The sequence below is a fragment of the Dyella sp. PARNA 12/25 genome (assembly GCF_055702865.1).
In genome coordinates, this window is sequence record NZ_JBVQCI010000019.1 from 1 (window position 1) to 10577 (window position 10577).

At 61.4% G+C, this 10577-nt stretch carries 10 protein-coding genes; 5 read left to right on the plus strand and 5 right to left on the minus strand.

Annotation, left to right across the window (positions count from 1 at the left end; genetic code table 11):
- Nucleotides 1-46 precede the first annotated feature (46 nt).
- Nucleotides 47-328 (minus strand): BufA2 family periplasmic bufferin-type metallophore, encoded by a 282-nt coding sequence (gene bufA2 / locus AC0GUR_RS20920; protein WP_472879455.1) that lies wholly within the window; start codon nt 326-328, stop codon nt 47-49.
- A gap of 272 nt (nt 329-600) precedes the next feature.
- Here bufA2 and AC0GUR_RS20925 point away from each other — a divergent pair, with 272 nt between their 5' ends.
- Genes AC0GUR_RS20925 through AC0GUR_RS20940 form a run of 4 tightly spaced genes read left to right on the plus strand, consistent with a single transcriptional unit; the run spans nt 601 to nt 3163 of the window.
- Nucleotides 601-1104, plus strand: coding sequence for a DoxX family protein (locus tag AC0GUR_RS20925; RefSeq protein ID WP_472879456.1), 504 nt, complete (start codon nt 601-603; stop codon nt 1102-1104).
- Between the two features lie 28 nt (nt 1105-1132).
- Complete coding sequence (locus tag AC0GUR_RS20930) at nt 1133-1519, plus strand: thioredoxin family protein (protein ID WP_472879457.1); 387 nt, start codon at nt 1133-1135, stop codon at nt 1517-1519.
- A complete protein-coding gene (locus AC0GUR_RS20935; protein WP_472879458.1) occupies nt 1519-2247 on the plus strand; it encodes a cytochrome c biogenesis CcdA family protein in 729 nt (242 codons plus the stop codon). The genes AC0GUR_RS20930 and AC0GUR_RS20935 overlap by 1 nt, the downstream gene beginning before the upstream one ends.
- A 19-nt stretch (nt 2248-2266) precedes the next feature.
- On the plus strand, nt 2267-3163 hold the full coding sequence (locus AC0GUR_RS20940) for a patatin-like phospholipase family protein (protein ID WP_472879459.1): 897 nt from the start codon (nt 2267-2269) through the stop codon (nt 3161-3163).
- Between the two features lie 80 nt (nt 3164-3243).
- Here AC0GUR_RS20940 and secA read toward each other — a convergent pair whose 3' ends face one another.
- A complete protein-coding gene (gene secA / locus AC0GUR_RS20945; RefSeq protein ID WP_472879460.1) occupies nt 3244-5976 on the minus strand; it encodes a preprotein translocase subunit SecA in 2733 nt (910 codons plus the stop codon).
- Nucleotides 5977-6222: 246 nt separating this feature from the next.
- Nucleotides 6223-7155, minus strand: coding sequence for a M23 family metallopeptidase (locus AC0GUR_RS20950; RefSeq protein WP_472879461.1), 933 nt, complete (start codon nt 7153-7155; stop codon nt 6223-6225).
- Between the two features lie 29 nt (nt 7156-7184).
- Between AC0GUR_RS20950 and AC0GUR_RS20955 the strand changes: the two genes are divergently transcribed.
- A complete protein-coding gene (locus tag AC0GUR_RS20955; protein WP_472879462.1) occupies nt 7185-7676 on the plus strand; it encodes a DciA family protein in 492 nt (163 codons plus the stop codon).
- A gap of 231 nt (nt 7677-7907) precedes the next feature.
- On the opposite strand, the gene lpxC is transcribed toward AC0GUR_RS20955, so the two are convergent.
- Nucleotides 7908-8822 (minus strand): UDP-3-O-acyl-N-acetylglucosamine deacetylase, encoded by a 915-nt coding sequence (gene lpxC / locus AC0GUR_RS20960; RefSeq protein ID WP_472879463.1) that lies wholly within the window; start codon nt 8820-8822, stop codon nt 7908-7910.
- Nucleotides 8823-9281: 459 nt separating this feature from the next.
- The gene (ftsZ, locus tag AC0GUR_RS20965; RefSeq protein ID WP_472879464.1) at nt 9282-10466 is read right to left on the minus strand and encodes a cell division protein FtsZ; all 1185 of its coding nucleotides are present in this window, start codon (nt 10464-10466) and stop codon (nt 9282-9284) included.
- Nucleotides 10467-10577: the final 111 nt, after the last annotated feature.

Consider the following 10577-nt stretch of genomic DNA (forward strand, 5'->3'; position numbering starts at 1 on the left):
CCCCCCCCCCCCCCCCCCCCCCCCCCCCCCCCCCCCGCTACATACATTACGACTGTTTTGCCGCCGCCTGAGCGGCCTCACAATCCTGCTGGGTCTTCTGCATGGTGAAACCCTCACCCTTGCACGAGTTCTGGCCTTTGCACGAATTAGTGGCCTGCTTGCAAGCGCCCTTGCCTTTGCAGGATGACGAGTGCATGCACTTCACGCTGGCGGTATCACCGGTGTTGCCGGCGGTCTTGTCCGCCGCGGATGCGGACATCGACGTCACGGCGAACAAGCCGGCAACCATCATCGCCATGGCTGCGCCGTTGAGTTTGCTGGTCTTCATGGATGGCTCCTGTACGGTGTCATTGAGGTATTGCCGGGCCCGGCGACTCGATCGACCGAGCGAACTCCGACGAGGGGCATTGTTGACCTGACGACGTGAACTGGCTGTCCCCGGGCGTCCCGCTTTTGTGCCCAATCGTCCGGCTGCCAGAAGCCGCGTGCGGCGTGACGAACGATCGGACTGAGGGCAAGAAAGCATGGACGTCTGAACATGGCGGATGGTGATGATGCTTTGCATGATGTCACCACATCAACACGCCGGAACTCGCTGTCATGCGCACCTCCCTCGCTACCAAGGCTTCGCGCCTGCTTCACTTGTTGCATGCCATCGAATGGCTGGGGCCACTAACCATGCGCCTGGTCTTCGGGTACTTCTGGCTGGAGACAGGCATAGGCAAGGTTCACAACCTCGACGCCTTCGTCCAGCGCTTCATGAGCTGGGGCATTCCCTTCCCCGCTTTCAGCGCAACGCTCTCCGCATGGACCGAGTTGCTTGGCGGCCTGCTGATCATGCTTGGCTTGTTCACGCGGCTGGTGTGCATCCCCATGATCATCAACATGGCGGTGGCCGTGACCCTGGTCGTATCGACGAATCTGATGGGCCTGGATGATTACGTCGAAGCCGACGAAATCGTCTACAGCTTGATCTTCTTCTGGCTGCTGATTGCAGGTCCGGGCAAGGTGAGTCTGGACACGCTGCTGGCGCGGGCACTTGGCATCCGCACATCGGACGGCGTTGGCGATAGCCACAAGCGCATTGCCGCCGTCGCCGATTGATTCGGCACCCACCGGAGTAGCTGTGTTTATGAAAACATCATCATTAATCCGCTTGCTTGCGGCACCGCTGCTGTTCGCGACAGGTATCGCCATCGCCGACGAAGTGCCCTTCGATCAGGCCAAGTACGCGCAGGCCTTGGCTGCGGGGAAACCCGTGGTGGTTTACCTGCACGCCGATTGGTGCCCCACTTGCCGCGCGCAGAAGCCGATCGTCGACAAGCTATCGAAGGAAGCATCGTTCCAACCCGTGACGATCTTCGTTGCGGACTTTGACAAGGAAACTGCCCTAGAGAAAGCGCTGAAGGTGAATCACCAGTCCACCTTCGTGGTCTTCAAGAAGGGACATGAGGTGACGCGCTCCACTGGGCAAACCGACGAGGCGGTCATTCGCGCCACGTTGCAGCAGGCACTTTGATGGACTTCGGACTCGGCACCTATGCGCTTGGATTTCTCGCGGGTACCGCCACGCTGCTGTCACCGTGCGTCTTGCCCATACTGCCGATTCTGATTGCCGCATCGCTGTCGCGTCATCGTTGGGGCGGCGCCATGCTCGCACTAGGCCTTAGCCTGTCGTTTGCGTTGTCGGGAACGCTCATCGCCACGCTGGGCGCATCCGCAGGTTTCGCGCCGGACACGTTCCGTCGCATAGCGGCGGCACTGATGGTGGTGTTCGGTTTGGTGATGCTGGTGCCGCGTTGGCAAACCACGTTCTCAACGATAGCTTCTCGCATGGGCAACGTCGGTCAGCAGGCGCTGGGCAAGGTGCATGGCGAAGGTTGGCTGAGTCAGTTGGTCATCGGCCTTTTGCTAGGCCTGGTATGGAGCCCCTGTGTTGGCCCAACTCTGGGAGCAGCCACGACACTTGCAGCTCAAGGCAGGAACTTGAGCCAGATTGCGCTACTGATGATGGTGTTTGGTCTGGGCGCAGGGCTGCCCTTGCTTGTGCTGAGCACAGCCTCCAACACCACGTTCACGCGCCTACGCGGCACGCTGGTTTCAACGGGCCATAGGATCAAGGCGTGGCTCGGTGTCTGCTTTGTGCTGGTCGGCGTGCTGATCCTCACGGGCACCGATCACCGACTCGAAGCCTGGCTGCTATCCATCAGCCCAGACTGGCTGACACGGTTCACCACATCACTGTGATCCAACGAGAGTGATCGCCATGACGCAGACCCGGTCCTTCCGCGATCCACTCGATCATTGCACGGCGTTCGTGTTGGCCGGTGGCGGTAGCCTGGGTGCGGTAGAGGTGGGCATGCTGCAAGCACTGTTGGCCTGGGGTGAGAAACCGGCCTTTGTCATCGGCGCTTCAGCCGGCGCCATCAACGCGGCCTACTTCGCAGCGGATCCTTGCCTTGATGGCGTCACACGACTGGAGCGGCTGTGGTGCGCCATGCGCAGGCGCGACGTGTTTCCACTGAACTGGCGATCGGTGATCGGCATGCTGCGTCGTCGCGATTATCTGGTGGATTCAGATGGGCTGCGTGCGCTACTGGAGCGCCACCTGACGTATCAGCGACTCGAACTTGCACCACTGCCAGTACACGTCGTGGCATCGGACATGCTCACCGGCGAGGAGGTTCTGCTGTCCAGCGGACCGGTGGTGGATGCGGTGCTCGCAAGCGCCGCCATTCCCGGTGTATTCCCACCTGTGCGACTTCATGGACGGTTGCTGGTGGACGGCGGCGTGAGCAACAACGCTCCCATTTCGACCGCGGCCAAGCTGGGCGCCACTCGCATCATCGTGCTGCCCACGGGCTTCGCCTGCGCTATCGAACGAATACCTTCAGGCGCCATCGCGCGCGCCATGCATGCGTTGAGTCTGCTGGTCTCGCGGCAGCTGGTAACCGATGCAGAGCGATTCACCAAAGGCCCAGTAGAGCTACGAATCGTACCAAGTTTGTGTCCATTGGATATCTCGCCTTACAACTACGACGTTGCGAACCATCTCATCGATCGGTCGCGCGCATGCACTCAGGCCTGGTTGGAAAGCGGCGGTCTGGACAAACCGGGCATCCCCGATGGGCTTCACGAGCATACGCATGTCGCTGCGCATTGATTCAATCGATCGCAACGCAGTACACATGCGGCGACCTCACCCACCATAAAAAAGCCCCGCCTAAGCGGGGCTTTTTTTTATCAGCTCAACTGACCATGGCAATGCTTGAACTTCTTGCCGGAGCCACAGGGGCAAGGATCGTTTCGACCCACGCGCGCGCCTTCGTGGGCATGACCCGCCGGTACCGCCATACTGCCGGCGGCAACCGCTTCGGCGTCCGCGCCCAGCGCCGCCACCGGTGCACCACCGCCGCTCGCCAGCATCTGGCGCTGCAAGCGCTCGGCGAGGCGCTGCTGCTCGGCTTCCATCGCAGCGACTTCTTCCTCGCTGCGCACGCGCACACGCGCGAGCATCTGCACCACTTCGGACTTGATGCGGTCGAGCATGCTGGAGAACAGTTCGAACGACTCGCGCTTGAACTCCTGCTTGGGCTGCTTCTGCGCATAGCCGCGCAGATAAATGCCCTGACGCAGGTAGTCCATGCTCGCCAGGTGTTCCTTCCAGGCGTTGTCGACCACGCTGAGCATGATGTGCTTCTCGAGCTGGCGCATGGTTTCGCCGCCAATCTGCTGCTCCTTGGCCTTGAACAACTGCTCGATGCCCTCGCGCACATGCTCGAGGATCATCTTGTCCTCGATTTCGTGCTGCTGCTCAACCCAGTGCTTGAGATCCAACGACAGGCCGAACTCGCTTTCCAGCTCGCGATCGACGCCGGCAAGATCCCACTGTTCGTCGATGCTGCCAGCGGGCACGTAACGGTGCACCAGATCCGTGACCACGTCGTCACGAATGTCGGCAATGGTGTCGGAGACATCGTCCACTTCCAGCAGCTCGTCGCGCTGGCGGTAGATCACCTTGCGCTGGTCGTTGGCGACGTCATCGAACTCCAGCAGGTGCTTGCGGATGTCGAAGTTGTGCTGCTCGACCTTGCGCTGCGCTTTTTCGATCTGACGGCTGACCATGCGGTCTTCCAGCGCATCGTCTTCCTTCATGCCGAACATGCGCATCCAGCGACCGACCCAATCACCGGCGAAGATACGCAGCAGGTTGTCTTCCAGCGACAGGTAGAAGCGCGAGGAACCCGGGTCACCTTGACGACCGGAACGGCCACGCAGCTGGTTGTCGATACGACGAGACTCATGGCGCTCGGTACCGACAATGTGCAGACCGCCCGAGGCGAGCACTTTCTCGTGCAGCTTCTTCCAATCCGCCTTGATCTTGGCGCGATCGGCATCGGTCGCCGTTTCTGGCAGCGCAGCCAGCGCAGCCTCAAGGCTGCCGCCAAGCACGATGTCGGTACCGCGACCCGCCATGTTGGTGGCGATGGTCACCGAGCCCGGCGCGCCGGCCTGGGCCACGATGTGCGCTTCGCGTTCGTGCTGCTTGGCGTTGAGCACTTCGTGCGGAATCTTTTCCTTGCGCAACAGGTCCGACAGCAACTCGGACACTTCGATGGACGTGGTGCCCACCAGCACGGGCTGGCCGCGCTTGTTGCAATCCTTGATGTCCTCGATCACATGGTTGTACTTGGCCTGCTGGCCAAGGAAGACCATGTCGGAGTTGTCCTTGCGGACCATCGGCTTGTGGGTGGGAATCACCACCACTTCCAGGCCGTAGATCTGCTGGAATTCGTACGCTTCCGTATCCGCCGTACCGGTCATTCCGGACAGCTTCTTGTACATGCGGAACAGGTTCTGGAAGGTGATGGTGGCCAGCGTCTGGTTTTCGCGCTGAATCGGCACGCCTTCCTTTGCTTCCACTGCCTGATGCAGGCCATCCGACCAGCGGCGACCCGCCAGCGTGCGGCCGGTGAACTCGTCCACGATCACCACTTCGCCATCGCGCACGATGTAATCCACGTCGCGGTGGTAAATGGCATTGGCGCGCAGCGCGGCGTTGAGGTGATGCACCACGGCTAGGTTCTTGGAGTCGTACAGGCCGCTGTCGGCTTCGATCACACCGGCCTGGCGCAGCAGTTCGTCGGCGTGCGACATGCCTTCCTCAGACAGATGCACCTGCTTCTGCTTTTCATCGACCCAATAGTCGCCCGGGCCGTCTTCCACCTGCTGGCGAATCATCCTGGGAACAATCTTGTTCACCGCGATGTACAGCTGCGGCGAATCTTCTGCCGGGCCGGAGATGATCAGCGGCGTACGCGCTTCGTCGATAAGGATCGAGTCCACTTCGTCGACGATGGCGTAGTGCAGGCCGCGCTGGTAGCGCTGGTCCTTGCTGAGCGCCATGTTGTCGCGCAGATAGTCGAAGCCGAATTCGTTGTTGGTGCCGTAAGTGATGTCGGCCGCATAGGCCACATGCTTGTCGGCGTGATCCATGCCCGGCCACACCACACCCGTGGTCAGGCCAAGGAAACCGTACAGCTTGCCCATCTGGCCAGAGTCGCGGCGAGCGAGGTAATCGTTCACCGTCACCACGTGCACGCCCTTGCCTTCCAGCGCATTGAGGTACACAGGCAGGGTAGCGACCAGGGTCTTGCCTTCACCGGTGCGCATTTCGGCAATGCGGCCGGAGTGCAGCACCATGCCGCCGATCAGCTGCACGTCGTAGTGGCGCATGCCGAGCACGCGCTTGGCGCCTTCGCGCACCGTGGCAAATGCCTCCGGCAGCAACTTGTCGAGCGATTCGCCCGCGGCGAGTCGCTGCTTGAACTCGTCGGTCTTGGCGCGCAGCGCCTCGTCGCTCAGCTTCTCGAACTCAGGTTCCAGCGCGTTGATGCGCGCAACATTCTTGGAGAGCTGGCGCAGCACGCGTTCATTGCGGCTACCGAAAAGGCTCGTCAGGGCACGGTTGAGCATCGATCTTCCGGATCAGGATTCATGAGCCGCCCGCCCGGCAAATCCGGGCAGGACGAAAGGATTGATGATACTAGGGTCGGCGGGCTATCCCAAACGCCGTACCGCTGGCGCCCTGCGGCACCGCGGCTCGCGCTGCGCCACCTCACGGCCGGTCCCAGGCGGATCCCCCGATCATCGTCCCACGCTAGGAGTGGCGGCAGGCGCACTTGCTTTCAAGGGCGGCACGAGGCCGCCCGCACTGGGCGCTCAGCGGTGATTCTTTACGAATGCCAGCGGATTGACCACGCGGCCTTGGTACCACACCTCGAAATGCACGTGGGAACCGGTGGAGCGCCCCGTAGAGCCCGCCTCAGAGATCACGTCACCCACATGCACGCGCTGACCAGGACGCACGTCCAGCTTGCTGTTGTGGGCGTAGCGGGTCATGTAGCCGTTGCCGTGGTCAATTTCGATCACGTCGCCATAGCCGGGGCGTACGCCCGAGTAGGTCACCATGCCCTCCGCCACGGCATGCACCGGCGTACCGGTGGGGGCGGAGATATCTAGACCCGTGTGATAGGCCGCATGCCCACTGAACGGATCCGGGCGGCCACCGAAATAGGAAGAGATGTAGCCCTCGACCGGCATGCCGGTGGGCTTGAGATTGGACTCGATCCTGGCGTCCAGCAGCAGGCTCTGCAGCGCGGAAAGCTGCGCCTGCTGGCTATCGAACTGGTTGGCCAGCTGATTGATGCTGGTATCAAGGGTCTGCGGAAGCGCGTAGCCGTTGTCCGCGGTGTTGTCTTCCACACCACCGACCGCGGGCGACTGGTCGAAATTGAACTCGCCGTCATCGAGCTTGCCGACGTGGGTCAAACGTTCACCGAGGGCATTGAGTCGCGTCGATTGCGCCTGCAACTGCCCGAGTTTCACTGCCAATGCGTCGACATCGCGCTGGGCATCCTTGCGGACGCCTGCCAGCTGCTGATTCTGCTGCTGCACTTGCTGCCGAAGGCGCTTGATTTCCGATAGCGCCCGGTCATGCGGGCTGGCAACCACCATGGCCACCGCACCACCCAGGGCGGCGCAACCCAGCACCGCGGCTGCTGCCAACCCGAACAAGCGCCAGCGCAGCCGCCGGTCGGCCAGATCTAGAGTTTTCGGCACCTTTTTGGTGCGTGACACAAGTATGATTTGCATGTCTTTCCACGTCGAAGATGTCGGCACCCATGCAGCGCGACGCTCCACCACCCCATCGCTCTCGCCGCACCGGTTCCGGCCTCAAAGCCATCACCGAGTTTGGCCCCATTGCCTCACTGGCCCGCAAAGCCCGTGAGCTGGATGCGTTGGATCGCGCACTACGCCAGACGTTACCGTCACCACTCCGCGAGCAGGTTCGATTCGCCAACCTGCAAAACGGCCGTCTCGTTTTTCTGGCCCCGTCCCCGGCTCTGGCCGCCAGGCTGCGCCTTCTCCAGACGCAAATCCTCTCGACCGCACGTGCTGTGGGCACGTACGCCAGTTCAGTCACCGTGAAAGTGGCCCCCCCACCACCGGCAGAAATCTGGCCGGATCGGTCAAAACCGCTTTCGCCTGCCGCTGCCTCTCACCTGAGAATTGCAGCGGCATCAACAACAGACCCCGAACTACGGGAACTGTTCCTCGAGCTGGCGTCCGTCGCCGAAATTTCTGATTCCAAGTCCGGCGAAGACCCGGGCTGACACCCAGCTTCCGCCGACTCCATTGCAGTACTCCCCTGACACCGACTCGAAAGCCGGTGCGGTTGGCTTTATAACACGCCCCCACGGACCTGACAGACCCTGATGTCATCAGTACGTGAACAGCTGCAGATGGAAGGGGCGAGGTATATCACAAAACGAACGGCCGCGTCCCAAGGACGCGGCCGTTCAGTTTGTTCAGGTTTGTCGAGGACTTAGCTGATCGGTGGTCGATCAGATGGCCTGAGCAGGATGGGCGTAGGAGATCGGCGAGGTGGCCGGATCGTCCGCAAAGCTGACTTCTTCCCAAGCCGAGGCATCGGCCATCAGGGTGCGCAGCAGCTTGTTGTTGAGCTCGTGACCCGACTTGTGGGCGTAGTAGGCACCCACCAGGCTGTGGCCCAGCAGATACAGGTCGCCGATGGCGTCGAGGATCTTGTGCTTCACGAACTCGTCTTCGTAGCGAAGGCCGTCTTCGTTGAGCACACGGTAGTCGTCCAGCACAACGGCGTTGTCCATCGAACCGCCGAGCGCCAGGTTGTGTTCGCGCAGCATCTCGATGTCGCGCATGAAGCCGAACGTACGGGCGCGGCTCACTTCCTTCACGAACGAGGTGGTGGAGAAATCGATCTCCGCCTTGGACGTGCGCTTGCTGATGATCGGGTGATTGAATTCGATCGAGAAGCCGACCTTGAAGCCTTCAAACGGCTCAAAGCTGGCCCACTTGTCGCCTTCCTGCACCTTGATCGGCTTCTTGATGCGGATGAAACGCTTGGCGGCGTTCTGCTCTTCGATACCGGCCGACTGCAGCAGGAACACGAAGGGACCCGCGCTGCCATCCATGATCGGCACTTCAGGGGCGGACAAGTCAACATAGGCATTGTCGATGCCCAGGCCCGCCATCGCGGAAAGCAGATGCTCGACAGTAGACACGCGCACATTGCCGTTCACCAGGGTGGTGGACAAGCGAGTGTCACCGACGTTGTCGGGACGCGCATGAATCTCGACGGGCGGATTCAGATCGGTACGGCGAAACACGATGCCCGTATTCGGGGCAGCGGGACGAAGCGTCATGTACACCTTGTCGCCGGTATGCAGACCGACGCCGGTGGCGCGAATGATGTTCTTGAGCGTACGCTGCTTGATCATTTTTTGGGTACCTGTAAGGGGCAGCAGCCTAATTAGGGGACGGATGCTAACACAGTCTTAACCTGTGAAAAGCCAACCCGCGCCACAAACTCTGATCACCCTTTCATGTTCCTTTCATTCATGAAAGAAAATCACCCGTAGGGCAATCAGAAAATTTCCTAATATCTTCATAGACTTGGGCAGACGCAGCGCCCCGTACCGGGACGGGATCCGGTAACGGGACGCTGGACCAACCCGGAATCATTCCAGGCGGTCGTGCGCCATCCCTGAAGCACAGTCTTTGAAGCCTTACGTACCTGAGAACGAACGCCGGACCATGTCAGCCGGCCTGCCAAGCTCGGGCGCAAAGGCTGTCGCCAAGGGACCCCGCTTCCACGGAATCCTTCGCGATTTGTCACTGACAAGTGAAACCAGCGTTTTGTTCAATTTTTCTTCAAATTATTTGCTCAGTTAGTTTTCTCAGTCCGCCTGGCGGCGCAGGAAGGCCGGGATATCCAAGTAGTCGAAGCTTGGATCGGCGCTCTTGGCCGGTCCATTCGTGTCCGTACGGCTGGTGGTGACCGGCTCAGCCTGGGCGTAATCCACCACTTCGTTGCCGGTGCCGGTACGCAGCACCACCGGACGCGGACGCTGGCGCATTTCCACCTGCTGGGTCATCACCGGGCGCTGCGGCTGGCGGGCAGCGTTGGCGCGGTTGAGGCCGGTGGCCACCACGGTGACGCGCACGTCATCCTGCATTTCCGGATCGAGCGAGGTGCCCATGACTACGGTGGCGTCTTCGCTGGCGAAGTCGTGGATGACGCGACCGATCTCGTCGAACTCGCGCATGGTCAGATTCGGGCCGGCGGTGACGTTTACCAAGATGCCGCAGGCACCGTTGAGGTTGACGTCTTCCAGCAGCGGGTTGTTGATGGCGGCTTCGGCAGCGGCCTGGGCGCGATCGTCACCGCGAGCGGTGCCCGAGCCCATCATGGCCATGCCCATTTCGGACATCACCGTGCGCACGTCGGCAAAGTCGACGTTGATCAGGCCCGGAGCCGTGATCAAATCGGCGATGCCCTGCACGGCGCCGAGCAACACGTCGTTGGCGGCCTTGAACGCATTGAGAAGCGTCACTTCGCGACCGAGCACCGACAACAGCTTCTCGTTCGGCACGGTGATCAGCGAATCGACGTGCTGCGAGAGGTCCTCGATACCCTTCATCGCCACCTGCATGCGGCGACGGCCTTCAAACGGGAACGGCTTGGTGACGACAGCCACCGTCAGGATGCCCTTCTCCTTGGCCAGCTGAGCAACCACCGGGGCTGCGCCCGTGCCGGTACCACCGCCCATGCCGGCGGTGATGAACACCATGTCGGCGCCGTTGAGCATCTCTTCGATGCGCTCACGATCTTCCAGCGCGGCCTGGCGACCCACTTCCGGGTTGGCGCCGGCGCCCAGACCCTTGGTGACGTTGGCACCCAGCTGCAGGTGCGTACGAGAGCCGCAGGTCTTCATGGCCTGCGAGTCGGTATTGGCGACGACGAATTCGACGCCTTCGATGTTTGCATTCAGCATGTGCGCCACGGCGTTGCCGCCGCCACCGCCCACGCCGACGACCTTGATGACTGCATTCGGTGCGAGTTTTTCGATCAGTTCAAACATTTCCCGTCCTCCGTAGAGCTTCGTTGTCGTTGTAACCAACGGGTGCTGACGTTCCTGTCGCCCCGTGGTGGCGGACGAACATCCATTCGTCCATGGCGGGGCCTCATGCCC

What these genes read in the sequence shown, in the direction of transcription:
- bufA2 (WP_472879455.1), bottom strand. Translation starts at nt 328, where the DNA reads ATGAAGACCAGCAAACTCAACGGCGCAGCCATGGCGATGATGGTTGCC.
- AC0GUR_RS20950 (WP_472879461.1), bottom strand. Translation starts at nt 7,155, where the DNA reads ATGCAAATCATACTTGTGTCACGCACCAAAAAGGTGCCGAAAACTCTA.
- AC0GUR_RS20940 (WP_472879459.1), top strand. Translation starts at nt 2,267, where the DNA reads ATGACGCAGACCCGGTCCTTCCGCGATCCACTCGATCATTGCACGGCG.
- AC0GUR_RS20935 (WP_472879458.1), top strand. Translation starts at nt 1,519, where the DNA reads ATGGACTTCGGACTCGGCACCTATGCGCTTGGATTTCTCGCGGGTACC.
- AC0GUR_RS20925 (WP_472879456.1), top strand. Translation starts at nt 601, where the DNA reads ATGCGCACCTCCCTCGCTACCAAGGCTTCGCGCCTGCTTCACTTGTTG.
- lpxC (WP_472879463.1), bottom strand. Translation starts at nt 8,822, where the DNA reads ATGATCAAGCAGCGTACGCTCAAGAACATCATTCGCGCCACCGGCGTC.
- AC0GUR_RS20955 (WP_472879462.1), top strand. Translation starts at nt 7,185, where the DNA reads ATGCAGCGCGACGCTCCACCACCCCATCGCTCTCGCCGCACCGGTTCC.
- ftsZ (WP_472879464.1), bottom strand. Translation starts at nt 10,466, where the DNA reads ATGTTTGAACTGATCGAAAAACTCGCACCGAATGCAGTCATCAAGGTC.
- secA (WP_472879460.1), bottom strand. Translation starts at nt 5,976, where the DNA reads ATGCTCAACCGTGCCCTGACGAGCCTTTTCGGTAGCCGCAATGAACGC.
- AC0GUR_RS20930 (WP_472879457.1), top strand. Translation starts at nt 1,133, where the DNA reads ATGAAAACATCATCATTAATCCGCTTGCTTGCGGCACCGCTGCTGTTC.